Source organism: Candidatus Nitrohelix vancouverensis, from assembly GCA_015698305.1.
In the GTDB taxonomy this organism is placed as follows: domain Bacteria; phylum Nitrospinota; class Nitrospinia; order Nitrospinales; family VA-1; genus Nitrohelix; species Nitrohelix vancouverensis.
Genome location: CP048620.1, coordinates 1,904,531 through 1,925,723 on the forward strand (window position 1 = coordinate 1,904,531; position 21,193 = coordinate 1,925,723).

Annotated in this window: 23 protein-coding genes; 5 read left to right on the forward strand and 18 right to left on the reverse strand. The window is 49.8% G+C overall.

Features of this window, described 5'->3' with window-relative positions; genetic code table 11:
• Nucleotides 1-4 precede the first annotated feature (4 nt).
• The 4 genes from G3M78_08740 to G3M78_08755 all read left to right on the forward strand — a co-directional run bounded on the left by G3M78_08740 (nucleotide 5) and on the right by G3M78_08755 (nucleotide 5,303).
• Nucleotides 5-2,398 carry a cyclic nucleotide-binding domain-containing protein gene (locus G3M78_08740; GenBank protein ID QPJ65472.1) on the forward strand — a complete coding sequence of 798 codons (2,394 nt, stop codon included), beginning with the start codon at nucleotides 5-7 and terminating at the stop codon, nucleotides 2,396-2,398.
• A 110-nt stretch (nucleotides 2,399-2,508) separates the two neighbouring features.
• On the forward strand, nucleotides 2,509-4,590 hold the full coding sequence (gene fusA / locus G3M78_08745) for an elongation factor G (GenBank protein ID QPJ65473.1): 2,082 nt from the start codon (nucleotides 2,509-2,511) through the stop codon (nucleotides 4,588-4,590).
• Nucleotides 4,571-4,960, forward strand: coding sequence for an integration host factor subunit alpha (locus G3M78_08750; protein QPJ65474.1), 390 nt, complete (start codon nucleotides 4,571-4,573; stop codon nucleotides 4,958-4,960). Before fusA ends, G3M78_08750 begins: the two co-directional genes overlap by 20 nt.
• Entirely contained in the window at nucleotides 4,941-5,303 is a 363-nt protein-coding gene (locus G3M78_08755) for a MerR family transcriptional regulator (GenBank protein QPJ65475.1), read from the forward strand. The genes G3M78_08750 and G3M78_08755 overlap by 20 nt, the downstream gene beginning before the upstream one ends.
• A 73-nt stretch (nucleotides 5,304-5,376) precedes the next feature.
• Here G3M78_08755 and G3M78_08760 read toward each other — a convergent pair whose 3' ends face one another.
• Nucleotides 5,377-5,850: a hypothetical protein gene (locus tag G3M78_08760; GenBank protein QPJ65476.1), complete on the reverse strand. Its 474-nt coding sequence runs from the start codon at nucleotides 5,848-5,850 to the stop codon at nucleotides 5,377-5,379.
• 205 nt (nucleotides 5,851-6,055) lie between these two features.
• Here G3M78_08760 and G3M78_08765 point away from each other — a divergent pair, with 205 nt between their 5' ends.
• A complete protein-coding gene (locus G3M78_08765; protein ID QPJ65477.1) occupies nucleotides 6,056-7,648 on the forward strand; it encodes a hypothetical protein in 1,593 nt (530 codons plus the stop codon).
• Here G3M78_08765 and G3M78_08770 read toward each other — a convergent pair.
• The 17 genes from G3M78_08770 to G3M78_08850 all read right to left on the reverse strand — a co-directional run bounded on the left by G3M78_08770 (nucleotide 7,637) and on the right by G3M78_08850 (nucleotide 21,079).
• Nucleotides 7,637-8,059, reverse strand: a complete 423-nt coding sequence (locus tag G3M78_08770; GenBank protein QPJ65478.1) for a DUF1566 domain-containing protein — start codon at nucleotides 8,057-8,059, stop codon at nucleotides 7,637-7,639. The genes G3M78_08765 and G3M78_08770 overlap by 12 nt on opposite strands.
• A gap of 27 nt (nucleotides 8,060-8,086) precedes the next feature.
• Nucleotides 8,087-8,323 carry a hypothetical protein gene (locus G3M78_08775; GenBank protein ID QPJ65479.1) on the reverse strand — a complete coding sequence of 79 codons (237 nt, stop codon included), beginning with the start codon at nucleotides 8,321-8,323 and terminating at the stop codon, nucleotides 8,087-8,089.
• Nucleotides 8,324-8,367: 44 nt separating this feature from the next.
• Nucleotides 8,368-10,671: a HAMP domain-containing protein gene (locus G3M78_08780; protein ID QPJ65480.1), complete on the reverse strand. Its 2,304-nt coding sequence runs from the start codon at nucleotides 10,669-10,671 to the stop codon at nucleotides 8,368-8,370.
• Entirely contained in the window at nucleotides 10,646-11,359 is a 714-nt protein-coding gene (locus tag G3M78_08785; GenBank protein QPJ65481.1) for a DUF4390 domain-containing protein, read from the reverse strand. Before G3M78_08785 ends, G3M78_08780 begins: the two co-directional genes overlap by 26 nt.
• Entirely contained in the window at nucleotides 11,313-12,245 is a 933-nt protein-coding gene (locus tag G3M78_08790) for an NAD-dependent epimerase/dehydratase family protein (GenBank protein QPJ65482.1), read from the reverse strand. The genes G3M78_08785 and G3M78_08790 overlap by 47 nt, the downstream gene beginning before the upstream one ends.
• Nucleotides 12,242-14,893, reverse strand: coding sequence for a DNA mismatch repair protein MutS (mutS, locus tag G3M78_08795; GenBank protein QPJ65483.1), 2,652 nt, complete (start codon nucleotides 14,891-14,893; stop codon nucleotides 12,242-12,244). Before mutS ends, G3M78_08790 begins: the two co-directional genes overlap by 4 nt.
• 8 nt (nucleotides 14,894-14,901) lie before the next feature.
• Entirely contained in the window at nucleotides 14,902-15,399 is a 498-nt protein-coding gene (locus G3M78_08800; protein ID QPJ65484.1) for an HIT domain-containing protein, read from the reverse strand.
• Nucleotides 15,400-15,414: 15 nt separating this feature from the next.
• Nucleotides 15,415-15,882 carry an rRNA maturation RNase YbeY gene (ybeY, locus tag G3M78_08805; GenBank protein ID QPJ65485.1) on the reverse strand — a complete coding sequence of 156 codons (468 nt, stop codon included), beginning with the start codon at nucleotides 15,880-15,882 and terminating at the stop codon, nucleotides 15,415-15,417.
• Between the two features lie 24 nt (nucleotides 15,883-15,906).
• The gene (locus G3M78_08810; GenBank protein ID QPJ65486.1) at nucleotides 15,907-16,869 is read right to left on the reverse strand and encodes a PhoH family protein; all 963 of its coding nucleotides are present in this window, start codon (nucleotides 16,867-16,869) and stop codon (nucleotides 15,907-15,909) included.
• A 21-nt stretch (nucleotides 16,870-16,890) separates the two neighbouring features.
• On the reverse strand, nucleotides 16,891-17,445 hold the full coding sequence (gene folE, locus G3M78_08815) for a GTP cyclohydrolase I FolE (GenBank protein ID QPJ65487.1): 555 nt from the start codon (nucleotides 17,443-17,445) through the stop codon (nucleotides 16,891-16,893).
• Complete coding sequence (locus G3M78_08820) at nucleotides 17,429-17,854, reverse strand: 6-carboxytetrahydropterin synthase (protein QPJ65488.1); 426 nt, start codon at nucleotides 17,852-17,854, stop codon at nucleotides 17,429-17,431. Before G3M78_08820 ends, folE begins: the two co-directional genes overlap by 17 nt.
• A 22-nt stretch (nucleotides 17,855-17,876) precedes the next feature.
• Nucleotides 17,877-18,068, reverse strand: coding sequence for a zinc ribbon domain-containing protein (locus G3M78_08825; protein ID QPJ65489.1), 192 nt, complete (start codon nucleotides 18,066-18,068; stop codon nucleotides 17,877-17,879).
• 106 nt (nucleotides 18,069-18,174) lie between these two features.
• A complete protein-coding gene (locus G3M78_08830) occupies nucleotides 18,175-18,642 on the reverse strand; it encodes a hypothetical protein (GenBank protein ID QPJ65490.1) in 468 nt (155 codons plus the stop codon).
• Between the two features lie 45 nt (nucleotides 18,643-18,687).
• The gene (gene ndk, locus G3M78_08835; protein ID QPJ65491.1) at nucleotides 18,688-19,104 is read right to left on the reverse strand and encodes a nucleoside-diphosphate kinase; all 417 of its coding nucleotides are present in this window, start codon (nucleotides 19,102-19,104) and stop codon (nucleotides 18,688-18,690) included.
• A gap of 103 nt (nucleotides 19,105-19,207) precedes the next feature.
• Nucleotides 19,208-19,471, reverse strand: a complete 264-nt coding sequence (locus G3M78_08840; GenBank protein QPJ65492.1) for a pyruvate ferredoxin oxidoreductase — start codon at nucleotides 19,469-19,471, stop codon at nucleotides 19,208-19,210.
• An 18-nt stretch (nucleotides 19,472-19,489) separates the two neighbouring features.
• Nucleotides 19,490-20,197, reverse strand: a complete 708-nt coding sequence (locus tag G3M78_08845; protein QPJ65493.1) for a ferredoxin oxidoreductase — start codon at nucleotides 20,195-20,197, stop codon at nucleotides 19,490-19,492.
• Nucleotides 20,198-20,221: 24 nt separating this feature from the next.
• Nucleotides 20,222-21,079 (reverse strand): ferredoxin oxidoreductase, encoded by an 858-nt coding sequence (locus tag G3M78_08850; GenBank protein QPJ65494.1) that lies wholly within the window; start codon nucleotides 21,077-21,079, stop codon nucleotides 20,222-20,224.
• Nucleotides 21,080-21,193: the final 114 nt, after the last annotated feature.

Here is a 21,193-nt window from a genome sequence, read left to right on the forward strand (position 1 = left end):
AACTTTGATCGAAAAAGGCGCTTTGAAATTTATCCACGGAAAAAATTTCAGGATTTTAAATCTAAAAGGATTTCCTGCGGTTGCGTTTGGCTGTCCTCCTGGCTTGATTAAGGAAGTGAAGCGTCGCGATCTGGTGTTGCCTTCGCATTATGTGATCCCGATACGAACTTTTGTGAAGGGGCGGAATCAGTTCGATTTTGAGTTCATCATCTATACGTTTTTGTTCATGAAGCAGGGGCGCGAGAAAGTTCATATTTATTGTAACGCCGACCAGAAAATTCGATTCAAGATCATACTCAATGAAACCCTGTTCGGCCCCTCATTTGAAAATTTGTTGCGCGCCCAGTACCGATCCATCGCTGAAAAGTATTTCTCCTCAGAAGAAGATGAAAAACCCTTCAGCGGATTTGTCAGAACGCTTGGGAAAAGTAAATCCCTTTACAATTTGTACGGAAAATCCCTTTTGGCGCATGAGACAGAAAAAACGCTTCGGGACAAGGTTCGCGAAAAAATACAGGGAATCTTTGAAAAGAAATTCAAAAACTTTAAAAAGAATCCAGCGCGGATTTTAAACGCGCTCACGGACGATTATCTGGTTTGCGCTCAGCTGAAAAAAGAAATGGATTTGTTTGCCCTTGCGAATGAGGAAAACCGGGACTCGTTCATAGAAGGGATTGTAGAGTTTCATCTTTTCGACGACGCTTCGGAAGTGAAAGTTGCGAGTTCTAAAAACAAACGCAATACGTTGACGATTTCTCAAAAGGACCCTTCAGTTTTTGAACTGATATTGAAAAAAGAAGTCGCGCACAAGCTCGACATGACCTATCTGGATCGTCCTGAACTGTTCAAACAGGCAACGCCGCCATCGAAACCCTATATGGGCCTTACTTTTATGGGCGTGGGATCGGGCTTCTCAAAAGATCGACGCAACAGTTGTCTGGTCGTTTGGAGTGAAGGCAAGGGAATGATGGTGGACGCATTCTCCGGTCTCGATCAGGTGGCCTGGGATTATGGTATCGCCGAGCAGGACATCGCCTGTTATTTCCTGTCGCACGTGCATTCCGATCATGATGCGGGACTGGTGGAAAAAGTTCTTTCCGGCGCGCGGATTAAAATCGTTTCGACGCGCATTATTTATGAAAGTTTTTTGAGGAAACTGGAAGCCATCATTTGTTTTCCCAAAGAATTGATCGAAGGTTTTATAGATTTTTTTGAGGTCCAGCCCAATAAAGAAATTTTGATGCCGGGTTTTTTGCACACTTACCTGACCTTCGATTATTCCCTGCATTCGATCCCCGCCGGGCGTTTTAAAATCCGTTATGCGAAACCCGGTTGCGAAGAGAAAACCCTGAGCCATTCAGGCGACACGAAGTACGACGTGACTTTGATCGAGAACTGGTACCGGAAGGGTAATTTCACTGAAAAGCGACGCGACCAGATACTTGGATTCGTATGGGATGCAGATTTGATCGTGCATGACGTCGGCGGCGGACTGCTTCATACGGAAGAATCGGCTTTGGATGTCCAGCCTGAATCGGTTGTAGATAAAATGATTCTGGTGCATCAACATTCGCCGCCCAACGCCGATAATCGCTATCACTATGCAAGCGAGGGTTCCATCTCCACGCTGATCCCGTCGAACCCTGAATTTGAAGAGAGCCGTATCGACTGCATCAAGCCGATCACCTTGTTTCGAAATCTGGATGACAGCGAGTTGATGAAGATCCTGAACAATTCCGAGGTTCAACATTTTGAGACGGCGGAATCCGTTTTTTCGCAAAATGATTTTGGCGAAGATTTTTACGTTATTCTTGAGGGGTTAGCGGAAATTGTGATTGACGGAGCGCCCTTTGCTATCTATGAGGCTGGAAAATTTTTTGGCGAGCTCGCGATCTCTACGGACAATCCGTACCGTCGGGCCAGCGTGATCGCAAAGTCCTCGCTGACGGTGCTGAAGATTCCCAAGAAGTTTTATCAGAAGTTCAATTTACCGACCATTCAGGATGGCTTTTACCAAATTCGCAATCATTTTACGGATTTTTTGCACCCTAGCCTGATCGCATCATTAGCCTTCGGCAAGGTGGAGCATTGGAGTCGGAAGAAAAAGAATATCCCTCTCAAGGGCGATGCAAAATCGCTTTATATCATTGTTTCAGGCGAGGTCAAAATCCAGGAAAAAGCGCAGGGGAAAATCGTTCGTCTGCGGATCGGGGATATGATTGGTAGTCCGACGGGGCGCGCTAAAAGTTCGTCTCCCGCGAAGGCCTGGGTGGCCAGTGACGACGTATATGTCATCCATTTAAAGCATAAGCAGATGAAAAGACTTTTTACGCTTTTCCCCTCATTTTATGTTACTGTGTGCCAAAGAATGAAAAAACTGGAGGCCATGCTATCGTAACTTTTTGATCCCGACATTATATTAATTTGGCGTATCTTGAAATCCGCGCTTGCCAAGCAATGATGCGGATTCTTCACCGACGGAATGACAGAATCTTCAGCGGGGGGGATATGAAACAATATAAACTTCAGGATATAAGGAATGTGGGCGTCATCGGTCACGGCGCTGCAGGCAAAACGTCAGTTGCAGAAGCGATTCTATTTAATTCCGGCGTGTCTGACCGCTTGGGAAAGGTTGGAGACGCGACGTCCGTCATGGATTACGACCCGGATGAAATCAAGCGAGGGCATTCTGTCAATGCCTCGGTCGCATGTTACGAGTGGAAAAACAAAAAAGTCAATCTGGTCGACACGCCCGGCAACAATAATTTTATCGCAGACACGCCAGCCTGTCTGCGTGTGGTTGATGGGGCGGTCGTAGTGATTTCCGCCGATGAGGGCGTTCAGTTTTTTACGGAAAAGACATGGCGCTGGGCCGACGACCAGGCTCTCAGGAAAATAGTTTTTATCAACAAGGTAGACCACGAACGAAGCAACATCCCCGCAATTCTCGAATCCCTCAAGAAAACTTTTCAAGTATCTCCCGCGTTACTCTTTGCTCCGGTGGGCGTCGGAGACACGTTTTCCGGCGTTGCGGATATCGTTCAGAAAAAATTCTATGCGTGCCAATCTCCCGATGAAGCGCTCGATTGGCCTGAGTCAGCGTCTGACGAACTGGAAATGATTCGCGCCGAGTTGATAGAAGCGATCGCTGAAGCGGACGATGAATTGCTGGAGCATTATCTTGAGAAAGGCGAACTGTCCGACGAGGAAGCCTTTGAAGGACTTAAAAACGGAATTGCAAACGGAACGGTGACGCCGGTGATCTGCGGTCTTGCGACTCAGAATATCGGCGTCAAAATTTTAATGAACGCGATCAACGACTATCTGCCATCACCGGATCAACGAGAGGCGGCGTCTGGCCTCAAGCCGGGGGGCGACACGGAGACCTCTCGCATGGCAGATCCCAGCGCTCCGGCCTCTGCCCTGGTGTTTAAAACCATCGCCGACCCCTATGCGGGCAAACTCACTTTGTTTCGCGTTTTTTCAGGCGTGGTGAAAGCGGACGCGGCAATTTTCAATGCAACGCAAGGGACCCAGGAGCGTATCGGTCAGTTATTTATCATGCAGGGCAAACAGCAGATTTCGGCGCCCGAGATTTCAACGGGAGATATCGGCGCGGTCGCAAAATTGAAGGTCACGACCACCGGGGATACTTTATGCGACGCCAACGACCCGATTGTTTTTCCTCCGATTGATTTTCCCTCCACGGTTTTTACGAGAGCCTTGATTCCCAAAACGCGAGGCGATGAAGAGAAAATCAGCGTCGCCTTGAAGCGTTTGACGGAAGAGGACCCGACCCTGCAGGTTGAGCGCAACGCGCAAACGCACGAGTTGCTCGTTTCGGGAATGGGGCAGGTGCATCTGGATGTTTCGCTGGAAAAAATGCACCGACGCTTTGGCGTGGATGTGGAGGTGAAGGCGCCCAAGGTGCCCTACAGGGAGACCATTCGCGGGACGACCAAGGTGCAGGGGAAGTATAAAAAACAGACAGGCGGGCGCGGACAGTTCGGCGACACCTGGATTGAGATATCACCCTTGCCCAAAGGCGGCGGTTTTGAATTTGAAAACAGGATTGTGGGCGGCGCCATTCCCAAGCAGTATATTCCCGCCGTGGAAAAAGGGATTTATGAGGCGATGGAAGAGGGCGCTTTGGCGCACTGCCCGATGGTCGATATAAAAATTGCATTGTACGACGGCTCGTTTCACAATGTCGACTCTTCGGAGATGGCGTTTAAAATTGCCGGTTCGCTGGGATTCAAAAAGGGGGTTCTGGAATGCAAGCCGATCCTGCTGGAGCCGGTCATGAAGATGGAGATCATCATTCCCAGCGAATATGTGGGCGACGTCATGGGAGATTTGAATGCGAAGCGCGGTAAAATTCTGGGCATCGATTCGAGTGGAGACAATCAAACCATCCGCGCCCATATCCCGATGGCGGAAGTATTGGACTATGCCGCAGATTTGCGATCCATGACAAGCGGACGCGGCGTTTTCATGGTGGAATTTGACCATTACGACGATGTGCCAGAGCATCTGTCTGCCAAGGTCATCGCCGAAGCAAGGGCGCAGAATGAGAAGGAACACAGTTGAATCGTTCTCAAAAGCATTTACCCATTCAGAGGGTGTTGTAACATTGGATAAGAAACTATCAAATAATACGATCATTAAATCAGATCTTGTTGATCGCGTGTACGAAAAGGTCGGTTTCACCCGGCGAGAGGCGGTGGAAGCCGTTGAAATTCTTTTCAATGAGATCAAACTGGGGCTGGCGCGCGGCGAGAATGTGCGCATTGCGAATTTTGCCAGTTTCTATTTGCGGGAGAAAAAACCTCGGAACGCCAGAAACCCTAAAACCGGTCAACCGATTCGCATCAAACCCGGCAAATCCCTTTCTTTTAAACCCAGCAAACAATTGCTGATATCAGCCAATCAATCGAAACATGACAAACCCGATTCCTGATAAATTATTTTATAAAATTGGAGAAGTCGCCGAATATCTCGGCGTGGAACAACATGTCCTGCGTTACTGGGAGGAAGAATTCCAGGTGCTCAAACCGACCAAGAACAAATCGGGCCAGCGACTGTATCAGCGCAAGGATTTGGAAATGGTCTCCGAGATTAAAAGGCTCTTGTATGATGAGAAGTACACGATCATCGGCGCTAAAAAGAAAATGAAAGCGGCGCGGAAGACGGCGGTGCAACTGGATTTTGCCTTCGATCGTGAAAAATTTGAAGAGTGGCGGGCTGATATGACAAGCGAAATCAAAAACCTGATAGAAACGATTGATTCAAGTAGCGTTTGACTTCGAACTGAGCGGAAATAAAAAAGCCTCCCAATCATAAGATCGGGAGGCTTTTCAATTTTTGAGTCGCAAATTATGCAAATGCTTTTTTAGCGACGTCCACGAGGCTGTTGAGCGGTCGACAGCCCAGCAGTTCTGCATCTTCGCGCGCTACCTGCTCGCCCGCCGCATTGACTGCGATGGTGGAGCGGTTCAAATAACGGCTCTTCACGCCATCGAGTCCCAATGAATTCGATTTTGCAAATTCCATGTTTACATCCTGAAGCAGAGTGGGCAGACCTTTGCCCGCATTGGTCAGAATGTCGGTTCCAACGACAACGATAACTTCGTCGGCGCCGGCCGCTTTGAACTGATCCAGGTTGTCTTTAACCATATCCAGTTCTTTATTACAAAAACCACCCGCGCCAGGCAGGGTCACGATGAGTCTTTTACCTTGAAAATCGTCGATAGATTTTTCTTGTTCCAGGGGAACGCTTGCCGCTTTTTCGACGCTCCAGTCGGGGTTTAACCGAATCATTTTAACGTCGCTCCCGGGGAGTTTAGCCATGTTTGCTTCCTTTCATCATAAAAAAACGGATTGGGTTGATGTTCAAACAAATTAGATGAGATTCTAATAAAAAAGGTGCAGGGAATATACAATTATCTTATTCTCCAAGAGAGTTTTTGCGATTGAGCGGAGTCTCTAATTTTTCCATTTTTATAATGAATCTGGTAATCTAATATCAAATGAAACCGAATTTTTGAGGCGCCCAATGACTCGACATTTACTGGTTGCGGCTGTTTTTACCATTGTCCATTTGTTTGCAATTTCTGCGACCGCAGAGGAAGGCAAACGAAAGTTTTATGAGTACAAGGGAAATTACCGTGAGGAAATCAATAACTTAAAAAAAGATTTCGAGACGGATTTTGGTTATCAGCTTCACGATGGGGAACGAGGCTGGACGCCGGATGAAATCAGGAAAATGCGAACGGCAATGGATGGACTGCCCGGCTCGTTTTTTCATATGAAGGGTTTTGCCGGATTCGTGAGGATGGAGCGGCTTTCAATCGAAGGCATGCCGCAAGGGGGGGAAGACATTCCTGCCGCAACATTTCCTACATTCATCACGATCTTTGACGGGGAAGGTCAGGAGTATCGCATTGACGTTGCGGACGATGAACCTCGGGTCGAAGTTTACAATCCCTTATTCTATGAGAGCAATGAAGATTTTCTGAATATCGTACAGCATGAATTGGGCCATGCCTTCGATATCACGCACGGGTTTTTGTCGGCATCCCCTGAATGGATCGCAATCTCTCAATTCACGATTTTGAATTTGCCCCCGCTTGATGCGCGACCCCAGGGCAGTTTTCTATTCACTTTCCTGGACGACCCTGGAGTGAACAGTTACGCGCCGGTTTCCGTGCGTCATTTGCCGACCTATTCCCGTACCAATATTCAGGAAGATTTTGCAAATTCCGTGGCGGCGTATATTCATTACCCTTATTTTAAGATCACGCATCCCGAGCGTTATCAGTTCATGAAAGAAAAACTGTTTGAAGGTAAAGAGTATTTTCCAACGTCTTCAACAAACTCCAGTAGCAAGGAAGTTTTTTCTAAAGATTTCAAACAGGCGCTGGATTCGGGCGATTCGAAACAAGCGAAAAAAATTGTCATAGAGGCGAGTCGAACCTATTCGCCTGAGGTCGATGAGGCCTTGACGCTGTTATTGAAACAGAGCGCAGAAACTTCCAAAGGCGAAGAGGCGGATGTGCAGGCGGCGCAGATGTCCTGCTTTCTGGGGCACCCTGAAGCGCTTAAGATTCGCGAACGCCTGTTGACGGAAAAACGCGTGGCTGAAAAGCCGGTGTTTGAGGAGGTGCGTTGTCGTCAGATGAGCCGGCGGAATTTTGAGGAAAATTTGATGAAATGGGCGCCCGCAGGACTCTTCTTTTACCGGAACGAAGGAGCGGATATGCTCAAATTGATGGATCCGGTTATTCTGACCGCCCACGCAAGAAATTTTTCATCGACCTATATGTGGAAAATGTATGTGGAGGGGCAGAAGAAAGCCTTTGCCGAGGGTAGCTTTGTCATGCCTGGCGGCGGTTCCGGTTCGGTGGAGATTGATTTGCAAAAAACGGCGTTGAACCCCTTTCAATGGCCGAAAGACGAATTGGTGATTCTGGGACTCATTGCCAAACGGGTCAACCGCGACAATCTGTTTATCTTGAATTCAGAGGCCGCAAGCATCCGCTTCAAGCCCTTGGACTGGTTTCAGTATGTGGGCCCGAAGCAACCCAAAATCCGCGTGCGTTTTCCCTTACGCTTGTCTCATCTGGATGGGTCGCCCTCAGCCCAGTGAGCGCACCATGCGAACCGCCATATTGAAGTTCGCGTATTTGGAGGGCCAGACTTTCTGCCCGTCTTCATATTGAACGATGAGCGCGGCGGAGCCTTTTTCATCCAGACACCAGGTCGTGCCTGCACAGAGAGGTTCGAAAATGGGGTCGAGGTAAATTTCATCCCCGTATTTATCGGTATTTTTTTTACCCAGGTCGAACAATCCCCAAGCCTCCGCTTCGTTTGGGTAGCGCCAGTCGTCGTAGCCGCCAAAGCGTTCGAGGTTTGAAATTTCAACATAATCCTGACAACGGAACCAGTTCATCCATTTCTTGGTGTCCTGAAATGAATCGGTTTTTTTCCACATGACATTGGACTTGAGGTCGGTGATGGTGCCGTTGCCATTATCTATCAATTGTTTTTCGTCTGACATTCTGTTCCTTTTGGGTGCGCTACTATGTTACCAGCCCTGTCCTTTAACGCCGTAGGAGCGGCTTCCAGAAGGGCCGGAATTGAGATAGTCTTCAAGCGAATCTTTGGCCTTGTCCGGGGCTTCGGCAGGAGCGGCGGATTTTGAAATGGATTCTTCAATCAGTCCCTCAACGTAAGCTTGTAGCGCGGCTTCGTCGTCTTTGAAACGTTGTCGCAGGAGACGGCTGATTTCTGGATTCAGGTGCAATTTGATGGCTTCGCTCATGGATTTATTCTATAACAATTTTTTCCCGAATCAAAGGGCGGCAATCAAAACGGCAAGGATGTGGTTTTTGAAAAAGCGCTCTCGTTCGCAGCGCTTGCTTTTACCGTTACCACCATGGGCAGTTCGATGAGAAACAAGGTCCCCTTGGGGTGATTGTCCTGAACCTGAATGATTCCATTGTGGTCGGCGATGATGCGGTTCACAATCGCCAGGCCCAATCCGGTTCCTCTGTTTTTAGTCGTGAAATGAGGGATGAATAATTTATCCCGATCTTGAGGCGCGATGCCGCCGCCGTTGTCTGAAAATTCAATACGAACCTTATCGGGTTTGCGCGTCATGCGGGTGGTGATATGGATTTCTCCATCCTCGTCGACGGCGTCCAGAGCATTGTCGAACAGGTTGATGAACACCCTTCGCATTTGTTCCGCATCGAGTTGCATCAGTGTGATGTTGGGATCAAAGTTTTTTCTGAATTTAACGAGACGTTCGTGACCCGAGTACATGGCGGCGACGTCTTCGATGAGCTTGTGCAAGGACGTCGGCTTGGGTTGGGGCGTTGGCATCCGCGAAAAACGCAGGAACTCGTTCAACAGTTCTTTCATTCCCTCGACCTCCTGCGCGATGATGGAGATGCTCTCTTCAAACACTTCGTTGAATCCCTTTTTGTCCTCGTAAAACTTCTTTCGCAGGCGTTGCGTGTTCAGTTGAATCGGGGTGAGCGGATTTTTGATCTCGTGCGCGATTCCTTGCGCCACCTCTTTCCATGCGGCAATTTTCTGCGACTTGATCATCTGCGTTAGATCTTCGAATACGATGACGATGCCCATGTACTGCCAGCCCGGGTTTTTCAGCGCTTGAATGTTGACCAGAAGAGATAGGGAATTTTCGCCAACGCGGAGATCGACCTGCTCTTCCCAGAATTCTTTTTGTTGCCCGTTCATCGCCTTGATCATCTTGCGTACAGGCAGGCGAAAAGCGGGCGATAGGGTTTCCTTGTAGCGCGTACCAAGAACCTCTTGCATGGAGACTTTTAAAATTTGTTCGGCGGCTTTATTGAAGGTCGTGATGCGTCCGCGTTTGTCGATAGAGACGACGCCCGCGCCGATGTTCTCGAGGATGGATGCGATGTAAGATCGCCGACTTTCCAGTTCGATGTTTCCGGCCTTGAGTTCTTCGTTGATCTGTTCGACTTTTTCGCGACTTTCATTCAATTCATCGGTCATGTTATTGAACGATTCCACAAGAATGCCGATTTCATCGGTGACCTGAACGTCGATCTTGAAATTCAAATCGCCTTCCGCAATTTTTCTTGTGCCTTCCGCCAACTGCTGGATCGGAACGGTGATGCCCCTGGCAATATAAATCCCCAGCCAAATCGCGGAAAACAGGATCAGCAGAGTGATCATCAGAAAGGTGGTGTAGTAATTAGCGGTGACCGGCAATTTCAGGAAACTTTGTCTTTTGTAATCCTCGTAGGTATTTTGAATGGAGGAGATTTTTGAATGAGCCGCTCTTGAAAATGGACTGAGTGTGACGATATAACCCCAGGTTCTCAAGCCGTTTTCGCCTTGCTGGGTCAAGGGCAGGGCGATGGCCAGATAGTTTCCCAAGGTGGTGGACTGGAACTCCAGATTGGAATCCTCTTTGCCAAAATTCAGGATGATGTCTTTCAACTGAGCGATGATCTTGGAGGAGGATAACGATGAGTGAATCTCCGAGTCCACAATTTTGGGAGCGCTGTCAAAGACGACGATCGCGCCGAGGTCGTACTCGCTCATTTTCTGAGCGATCAACGAATGCAGTTCGTTGCGTTTTTCTATGGGGTAGAGTCGGTTCGTATTGATGAACCTCTCGATTTTTCTGGTTTTGGAGAGAGCGTTTTTTTCCAGATACGAATAATGCTCCCTGGCAATTTCCATGGATGCGTGCAGAGTTTCTTCAACCTGAATGTTGAACCAGCTACCAACGCTGTAGCTGAACAACTTGCTCGCGACAAAAAAGAGCAGGGTGGAGGGAACCAGAGCGAGCACCAGAAACGCGATGATGAGCTTGGTGCGAAAGCGCGAACCCAGCGTTTTACTCTTGCGCTCGTTATATAGCTTGACCAGATTACGGACGATCAGAACGATCATCAGGAACAACAGAATCAGGATGATATTGAACAGCGCCAGAACTGCGATGTTGTTGGATATCGGCGCATTGACGTCTTTCTGGAGAAAGTAAATCTCCAGCGTCGTCAGGCCGGTCAGCAGAGCAAGAATGATGAGGAGAGTGCGACGAGCCCGTCTTCTCTTACTCGCAGGCTCTTCTAAAGTGGGGCTGTTACTGGTTGAAAGTTTTGATGACATGTTTTAGCGCCCCCGGCGGTCGTGCATTGCTCTTGGCGCTTGCTGGATTGAACGCTTCCTGAGTTTCTTCCAGTTCCGGGTCAAGGGACAGGAGGGACGATCTCGCCCAGGTCGTTTCCATTTCATTGAAGGGAACGAAAAATAGCAAATAGTTGAAAGGAAACCAGAACCGGTCGATATGCAGATCGGCTTTGACCCGAATGTAGTATTTATCGTTGGGATTCAGGCGATAGAGCGGGGCGAGCGGAATATCGTCCAGCATCGCCATCATTTTCTGATAGCGTTCGCGTTTGCGGGTCATGAGTTTTCGCGTGATGTTCTCTCCCGTTTCAGTGAAGCGGTATACCTTTTTGAGAGAATCGTATTGAACCGTGTGATGGACGGTATTGGATCCGACCAGACTGTCGGCCCAGAGCGCAACGTCTTTGCGAAGTTCGATATTGAAGGTGAAGGTCATGGGCACGCCGGATTCAATGGCGCTGAGCACTTCTTCGGGAAAGCTGTCTGTCAACACAGCGCTGACGGTGATGTGGTTGCCTTTCGCGGCGACGCCCACGTTGACGAGCGTTGGAGATGCGGCCCAAGCTCCCTGCGGCAGGGCCAACGCCAAACAAACCGATAAGAGAACCGCCTGGCGGAGGCTAGCGGTTTGCGTTCGCAGTTTGTTTAAAATAGTCGTAAGTTTCAAAAAGTCCATCCTCCAAATTCACCGAAGGGCGCCAGTCAAACTGGGAACTGAACAGGCCCGGATCGATACAGCTTCTGGATTGTTCGCCCGGACGCGCTGAAGCGTGTTCGATTTCTACTGATTTACCCGCTAACTGAACCAATGACCTGGCAATATGATTGACGGTCGTTTCTATTCCCGTACCGACGTTGAAGATGCCGGAGCAATCTTCCTGCAACGCGATTTGATTGGCGCGCACGATATCTTTTACAAAAACAAAATCACGGGTTTGCTCGCCGTCGCCATAAACCAGCAAGGGTTGATCGTTCAACAAACGCTTGCAGAAAATAGCGACTACGCCCGCTTCTCCGTGCGGGTCCTGCCTGGGCCCGAACACATTGCTGTAGCGTAAAGCTACGGTATGCAGTCCGTGAGTTTCGTTAAAAAATCTTAAATAATGCTCTACGCTGTGCTTGGCAATTCCGTAAGGACTGCAAGGTTCGCAACGATGTGACTCGTCTGCGGGGTATTGCAGTTGATTGCCATAGATTGCCCCGCCCGTTGAGGCAAATACAAATTTTTCGACTTTAGATTTTACTGAAATTTTTAATAGATGTAAAGCCCCAATAATATTGGAGTTAGCGTCAAACATGGGGTCGGCGACGGAACGATTGACGGAAATTTGGGCGGCGTGGTGGTTGACCGCCTGAATTTTATGCCTGGAAAACAGACCTTCTATTTCAGGGTCCAGAATATTCATGGGGTAAAATTCGGCGCCTGCTGGAACCTGTTCGCGTTTGCCTGAAGATAAATCGTCGACGACGACGACCTTGAATCCTTGCTTGAGATAGGCTTCTGCGATTTGCGATCCGATGAAACCGGCCCCTCCGGTCACTAATATATTCATGGCGTGTTCTTTCTGAGAAGCTGACTGAGTTCGTAGAGCGCGTCCAGGGCCTGTCGCGGCGTCAGTTCGTCGGGGCGCAGGGATTCGAGACGGCTCAGAGCGGGATGCGGAGGCGCGCTGAACAGACCCATTTGTTTCGGGTTGGAATCGAGCGGTTTGTTGTCCGACCGCCCTATGGTGGGCGCTCCCGATTCGTCGTACTCGCCGCTTTCCAGATTATAGAGGACTTCCCGCGCTCGTTCAAGAACGTCGATGGGCAGTCCGGCAAGACGGGCAACCTGAATGCCGTAACTCTTGTCGGCGCCCCCGGCGGCTATTTTACGCAGGAAAATAATTTCATCGTTCCACTCTTTGACGAGGACGTTGTAGTTGTGCACGCCGTCGAGTTCGGATGCGAGTTCGGTCAGCTCGTGGTAATGCGTGGCGAACAGGGTCTTGGGGCCAAGAGGGCGTTCGCCCTTGTGCAGGTATTCGACGATCGCCCATGCGATGCTGATGCCGTCAAAGGTGCTGGTGCCGCGACCGATTTCATCGAGAATGATGAGACTGTGGTCGCTGGCGTTGTTCAGGATATTGGCGGTTTCATTCATTTCGACCATGAAGGTGGACTGGCCTTTTTGCAAATGATCCTGCGCGCCCACCCGCGAAAAGATGCGGTCGACCACGCCGAGACGGGCGGAATCGGCGGGAACAAAACTGCCGATTTGCATCATCAAAGACATGAGCGCGACCTGTCTCAAATAGGTGGACTTGCCTGCCATATTGGGGCCGGTGATGATCATCATTTGTTTGTCGGCGCCGTCGAGATGGATGTCGTTTGGAATGAAATGATGCGTGGGGTCGAGGCGTTCGATCAATGGGTGGCGACCATTTTCCACATGAAGGAGGGGCGAATCGACCAGTTCGGGGCGGCAATAATTGTACAGGGAGGCGTTCTCTGCAAACGAACACAGCGCGTCTATTTCGCTGATCGTTTCCGCCATGCTCTGGACGCGATTTCCGTGACCCACGACTTCGCTTTTGATTTTTTGAAACAGTTCGGTTTCCAGAGCGACGATTTTTTCTTCGGCGCCGCTGATTTCTTCTTCAAACTTTTTCAACTCAGGGGAGATGAAGCGCTCGGCGTTGACCAGCGATTGCTTGCGAATGTATTCCGCCGGAACGCGGTCGAGATTCTTTTTGGTGATTTCGATGTAATAGCCGTAGATTTTGTTATAGCCCACTTTAAGGACGGAGATGCCGGTTCTTTCTTTCTCCTGGTTTTCGAGCGCCGCGATCCAGGTTCTGGCTTCGGCCTTGATGCCTTTCAAACGATCCAGGGCTTCGTCGCAACCTTTTTTGATGACGCCGCCGTCTTTCAAAGTGGGGGCGGGGTCGTCTTCAATGTATCGTTCGATTTGCTCGCGCAGATCGGACAGGTTGTCCCAGCGTTCGGTCCAGTCGCTCCAGGACTCCTTGGAAAACTCCTGCAGGGCGCTTTGCAGTTTGGGAAATTCAGCGAGAGACAATTTCAGGGAAATCAGATCGCGCGGGCTTCCTGTGGTCAAAGACAGTCGTCCCAGCAGGCGTTCGAGGTCGTAGATGTTTTTCAAGGACTGCCGAATCTCCGAACGGAGCAGGGGATCGGCGTGGAAGCTGGCGACGCGGTCGAGGCGCTCCTGTATGGCGCTCGCTTCGATCAGCGGCTTGAGAATCCATTCGCGAATCCTGCGCGCGCCCATGGGCGTCTGGCTTTGATCGAGAGCGTCGAGCAGGGATCGCTTGCGCGAACCTTCGCTGGATTGAACCAGCTCCAGACTGCGTATCGTGCATTGGTCCAACAGCATGTACTGGCTGGGATTGTAGGTCGACAGGGCGCGAACGTGGGGCAGGGCGTTTTTCTGCGTTTCCTGCAGGTAACGCAGAAGCCCTCCGGCGGCGCAGATCGCTTTTGGGAAATGTTCGCAACCGAAGCCTTCGAGCGAATTGGAATGGAAATGTTCGGTCAGGCGCTGGTAGGCGTCGCTTCGGGTGAAGGCCCAGTCCTCTTCGCCCTGCATGCAGGCGGCGTAAGGTTCGGCCCAGCGCTCGGCGTTGTTGTCGATGCGCGATCGGGGCAGCACCACTTCGCGCGGGTCGTGTTTTTCCAATTCGTCGATCAACAGCGTTTCCGCCGACGCGCCGGTGAATTCCGAGGTTTTAAAGGCGCCGGTGGACATGTCGAGTATCGCCAGTCCAAAGCCGTCGGGTTCGGAGGCGACGGCCGCCAGATTGTGCGGCGCTTTGGGGTCGAGGTTTGAATCGTCTAAAAAAGTTCCGGGGGTGACGATGCGTACGACTTCACGCTTGACCAGTCCCTTGGCCTGTTTGGGATCTTCGACCTGCTCGCAGATGGCGACATTTCGACCCGCCTGAATGAGTTTCGAAATATAGGCGTTGGCGGAATGAAAGGGAATGCCGCACATGGGTGTTGGATTGGGACGAGTCTTGTTGCGGGCGGTCAGTGCAATTTGCAGAATCTTGGAGGCGATTTGCGCGTCTTCGTTGAACATTTCATAGAAGTCTCCCATCCGGTAAAAGAGGATGGAATCGGGATGTCCCTTTTTTATGGCATGGTACTGCGTCATCATGGGGGTGTCTGCTTCGACTTTTGCAGAGGCCTTGTCCATAGGAGCGGTCAGGATGCGAAGGGTGCGACTTTTTTGAAATGGGGGACCAGCTTGGCGTAGGTAGCTTTCAAGTGTTCCGGGTGGACCTTGGTCTCGCTCAGAACGGGCATGAAATTGGTGTCCCCGATCCAGCGCGGGACGATATGGGTGTGGATGTGTTCTTCAAATCCAGCGCCGCCTGCCTTGCCCAGATTCATTCCGATATTGAATCCGTCCGGGGCGTTGATCTCTCTGCTGATTTCGACGCATTTGTCGACGAGGTAATCGATTTCCCGCTTCTCGGCAGGGGTCAACAGGGTGACGCAGTTTTTATGGGCGTAGGGCGAAACCATCAGGTGACCGGAGTTGTATGGGAAGATATTCATGATCACAAAACAGGCGTCGCCGCGGTACAGGATAAAGTTTTTTTCGTCTTCGCCGGATTGCGGCAATTCGCAGAAGATGCAACCTTTGGTCTGGTTGTCTGCGATGTATTCCATTCTCCAGGGCGCCCACAATTGTTTCATAATCAACGAACCTGTCTAGTAGCCGCAATTCAGCGACGGTTGTTTTCCGGGGAAGACCCGTTGAAAAAGTTCACGTGTTTTGTTTCTCATGGTCTCTTCTTCTTCGACGGACCGTTCGTGATCGTAGCCGAGTAAATGTAGAATCCCGTGAATGATGAGAAGGATGACTTCTTCATTCAGTTCCAGCGCGTGTTCGGGCGCCTGTCGTTGCGCGGTCTCCAGCGAGACCGCAACGTCGCCGAGCAAATACCTTTCCGTTTCGTCGTCGGATTCGTCGTACTGAGGAAACGAAAGGACGTCGGTGGCGGAATCGATATTTCTGAAATCCCGGTTCAGTTGTTGAATGTGAGGGTCATCGGTCAGGAGCAGGCTCAGCTCGCAATCGTCGAGTTCCAGCGCGCTCAAAACCTCGCTCAATTGTGATTTTATTTGTTCGCAGTCAATTTTACAAATGTTTTGCTCGTCGCTGATGAGAATTTCCATGGTCGCGGGGCGTTCAGTAGAAAATTATTCCGCTGAGGGGTTGGATTCATAAGCCTTGATGATCTTGCGAACCAGCTCGTGACGCACCACGTCTTTTTCCGTGAAATCCACGAACTCGATGCCTTCGACCTCGTTCAACAGTCGGCGAACGTGTAAGAGTCCCGAATCTTCCTGCCGGGGCAGGTCGACCTGGGTGACGTCGCCTGTCACGACCATCTTGGAACGGAAGCCGAGACGGGTCAGAAACATCTTCATTTGCTGGCGTGTGGAATTCTGGGCTTCATCCAGAATGATGAATGAGTCGTTCAGAGTGCGGCCCCGCATATAAGCCAGCGGCGCGATTTCGATGACGCCTTCGCCGAGCAACTCGCGCACCTTGGGCGCTTCGAGCATGTCGTTCAGCGCGTCGTACAAGGGCATGAGATAGGGATTGATTTTTTCGATCAGGTCGCCGGGCAGGTAGCCGAGTTTTTCACCAGCTTCAACAGCGGGGCGAACCAGCATTATTTTTTTAAACTGTCGTCGAAGCAGGCCTTCAACCGCCAGAGCGACCGCCAGATAGGTTTTCCCGGTGCCGGCCGGGCCGATGGCCATGACTATGTCGGAAGACTTCACAGCCCGAATCAGGCGCTTCTGAGCGCTTCCCTTGGCGCTGATGAATCCGCGTTCCTTGGAAATATGAATGCGCTCGGAGAAAATGGACAGCAGATTGGTTTCTGGCTCGTCATAGGCCAGACGAATGGCGAATTTGACGTCGCCGTTACGCAGGGAAATTCCCTCTTCCACCAGTTTTTGCAATTGGAGGAGGAGGCGGGCGGTTTGCTTTGAAGCTTCCGGCTCGCCGTGGATGGAGAGCTGATTGCCCCGCGTGGTGATGCGGACGTTGAACTTTTTCTCTATGAGCTTGAGATTAGCGTCGTGCGATCCAAATATTTCGGGGATAAATTCGGGGCGATCCAGTTCCAGTTCTGTGGCCGGGGTGTTCAATAGATGCGCGCTACTTTGAAGTTAGGAGTTATTTCTGGAGCGAATCAAGCTCAGGAATTCGCTTCGAGTGCGGGCGTCGTCTCTGAAGCATCCTAGCATGGAACTGCTGGTGGTGAATGAATTTTGTTTTTCAACCCCGCGCATGGCCATGCACAGATGCATCGCTTCGATGACAACGGCGACGCCTTGCGGTTTTAAAATTTCGTTCAGACAATCTCCGATCTGCGTGGTCAAACGTTCCTGCACTTGCAGGCGTCGCGAAAAGGTGTCGACGATGCGAGGCACTTTGCTGAGACCGATGATCTGTCCTTTGGGAATATAGGCGACATGGGCTTTACCGAAGAAAGGAAGCATGTGGTGTTCGCAAAGGCTGAATACGTCGATGTCCTTGACGATCACCATTTCATTGTAGTCTTCCGTATAGAGCGCGCCGTTGACCACTTCATCAATATTGGTCGAGTAACCGCTGGTCAAAAATTTCAAGGATTTTTCGACGCGTTCAGGGGTGTCTAACAAGCCCTCTCGCTGGGGGTTTTCCCCCAACTCCTTGAGCAGTTTTTCAATCAACTCTTTCATGAACAATTCCTTTGTAAACGACAAAATTTCTGTCGGATTCGAACAATTTCAGTTGGTGCAATTTGCCATTACTAATTTTATCTTCGAGAATATTCCAGAAGTGGATGGCCAGGTTTTCTGCCGTCGGGATCACGCCCTGGAGAAAATCAACGTCCACATTGAGGTTGCGGTGGTCGACTTTATCGACGATCTCCTGATTGATAATTCGTTTGAGCTCTTTCAAGTCAAGCACCATGCCGGTTTTCGGGTCGACTTCGCCGCAGATGGTCACTTCGAGGGTGTAATTATGCCCGTGACCGTTGGGATTGTTGCAAAGCCCAAACACGGCGGCGTTTTTCTCGTCGGAGAAAGTGGGGTTGTACAAGCGATGACTGGCGCAGAACTCTAGTTTGCGGGTGATATAAATCATTTTAGAATTTGGGGAGAACGGGTTATTTCAGGTATTTTTTCTTGTTGTCCGTTGTGTAAAAGCCCGGACCGTACAAGTGGAAATTCATGCTATTGAAGGATTTGTTGAGTTTGCCTCCGCAGGATTCGCAGGTTTCAAGCGGTGGATCATCGACTTTTTGCAGGGCTTCCGTGGTCTTCTTGCATTTTTCGCAAAGGTACTCGTAAACTGGCATGGTTTCAAAACCTCCTGATGGTTCTTGCTCGCATTGTGGGGTTTTTAGTGGATCGCGTCGGCGCGTCTGTCGAAAACAGAAGCGCGGGCGCGTTTAATCCAGAGCCTCACATTTTCTTCATTGGATTGGGGCCGCGAAAAACATTCAAGGTTTTAAAAATACGCTCCTTGACGGCGTCCAGGTTGAAGATGGTGCTTGGCAGGGTCAATTCCCAGTCTGGGTGATACACTCCAATGAGTATGTTCTGGTTTTCCAAAACCTGAATAATGATAAACATTTTGATGCCGTGTTCCTGTTGCACTTCCAGCGGCATCATGAAGGTTTCATTTTCCTCGCGCGGGCCATAGCGCATTGCGGCCTTGCCCGACACGAGGGGTTTGAAATTGATGGAATTCAAATACTCTTCCAGTTCGGGGTACGTGTTTTCTTTGGGAAACACGACGATTCCAAATTCTTCAGGATTCTTATAGAGCTGATAGTCCATCGCCAGCGCATCGGACTGTGGCGTGAACAGAATGCTACAAAAAAACAGCGCGGCGGCAATCAAGGGAGTGAACAATTTTCGAGTCGTCATGTTTCAGCCTGGATTATTTTATCAATGTCTTTATTTTAACACGAATCAGGAGACGATCTCCAATTGACTGAAGAAATAAGAGATTTCGAATTGGGCCGTTTCGGGGGAATCGGAGCCGTGCGATGAATTTCTTTCGATGTCGATGGCGAATTCTTTGCGAATCGTTCCTTCGGCGGCGTCTTTCGGGTTGGTTGCTCCCATGAGGTCGCGCCAGCCGGTGATGGCATTTTCTTTTTCCAGGACCAGTAATACAACGGGGCCAGAGCTCATGAAGGTGGTGAGGTCGTCAAAGAAGGGGCGCTCTTTATGCACGGCATAAAAGCCCTGCGCTTGCTCTTTGGTGAGCTGGGCGCGCTTCATCGCAACCACTCTGAAGCTATTGGATTCAATACGATCCAGAATTTTTCCGATCAGATTTCTTTCTACGGCGTCTGGTTTAATGATGGCAAAAGTTTTTTCCATAAGGGTCTGTTTGGTGAATGGTTAGTGGGCGTCAACAATAAAAAAAAGGCATTTGGCGAGCCGGAGCCGGCCAAATGCCTCTTCTTTAAGTCTTTGAAACTTTTTATCTTAATACAAGGCCAGTGCGTTTGATGACGAAGCCTTCTTCAAGGTCGTCAATCCACTTCATTTCAATGGCGTTGTTTTTTGCAATTTCATCACAGATGTAAACGCAAATTTCACAGGCTTTACAACGATCTACCGATACATATGCAGATTTATCCTGCTCACTGTAATTGATGCAATTGGCCTCTGGACAGTAAGTGGTGCAGAGGTGACAATTTTTAGCTGAACAAATCTCTTTGTTCACCTGAGCAATATAGTACATGACTTCTCCTGTATTTAATTAAACTGCGGCGGTTTTACCGGCCCCAGCGCCTTCGTTCGCCCAGCCTTGCTCCATCGCGTATTGATAAGTTGCGTCCAGCGTTTTCTGGTTCGCTTCGAGAAGTTTTTGCTTTTTGGCAAATTTCTTTTCGATGGCGCTGTCCAGAGCGGCTGTACCGCCGGATACGACGATGCCTTTGCCGACAAATCGATCTTTAACGGACGCCGCGAGGGATTCCAGATCGGGCAAGCCGAAAATAGCCGAAATAGCTCCGCACATAGCCATGTTCGTGGCCAAGTCGGTTTTTGCTACATCGTTTGCAATCTCAGTGGCAGGCAAATACCAGATTTTGGCTTCCTTCTCTTCCAACTCTTTCTGCTCATCTCGAGAAAACTTGAGAGGCGTCCGGTTGTTGATCAAGATGATGCCGCCCTGCTTCAAACCTGTATAAAATGGCATCGTGTAAGATTTGCCCAGAGTGATAACGGACGGATGAAAAATCATCAGAACGTTGGGGTAAATGATCTCACCGATCTCATAAATTTCCTGATTGGAAATGCGCACATAACTTTCAACCGGAGCATTGCGCTTTTCGGAACCGAAAAAAGGAACCAGCGAACTGAAACCGCCGGCGATGACCACTCCATTGGAAATAATGTGCGATGCGGTAACGACGCCTTGCCCGCCAATTCCCGCCATTCGTACATTGTAGCGTTTGACTGCCATGAAATTCTCCCTGTGAATTATTTGTTACTTTTTGGGTTTCTTTTCAACTTCTGCCAAGAACTCTTTAGCTCGGTCAGAAATGATTTCCTCAAATCCATAACGCTCCTTCTCGATATCAAACGCGTCTTTCATAACTTCGGGCGTTGGGATCGAGTACTCAATGTTGCAGGAGGTGTATGCCTGGATGTAGGTCGACCCAATTTCGCGAGCAACCAGAATGGCGCGGCGGATGGTTCGCATAACGCGCGCTGGATTGGTTGGTACGATTCGAGCGATATAATCTACGCCGGCAACCTTGGCAAGACCCATAGCGTCGGTCTTCTCGTTGACTTTTCCGCGAGGAGCCATTTTGAGAACTTTACCTTGTACGGTCATGCCGCTCTCCTGGCCGCCGGTGTTGCCGTAAACTTCGTTGTCCAGCATGATGGTGGTGAATTTTTCACGTCGGAACCAGGAATGCATCAGGCCTTGAAATCCGATGTCGATCAAGCCGCCGTCGCCAGCCATGACGATGACGTCTTTTTTCTGGTTCGGGAATCGAATTTCCAGAGCGCGCTTCAAGCCGGACGCGGTGGAGTTGGTGTCGCCGTAGTTGCCGTAAATGAAAGGAACGTTGCCCTGGCTGATTGCCAGTCGTCCACAACCTGCGGTGCCAACCATGATGCTGTGCTCCGGGCACGGCAACGCGATGAACGCCAGTCGGATGAACAGGGTCATGGCGCAACCTGCGCACATGGGATGCTCTTCGATCAATTCCTTGAATTTACCCATATCAGTGGCTTTCATCTGCTTGCCATATTGGCCGTGATTGACCAAATCCTGATATTCAACAGGAAGATGCTCTAAAAACCCCGGGGAAGGTTTAATGGTATCTAAAGACATAGGAGTGTTCCTTAAAATATATGATTAATTGAATTATTTTTATTGTAACGCCGGTCATTCACTCGAATGACCGACACTGAAACATTGCCAAGCTTACTCATATCCTGCCGCGTC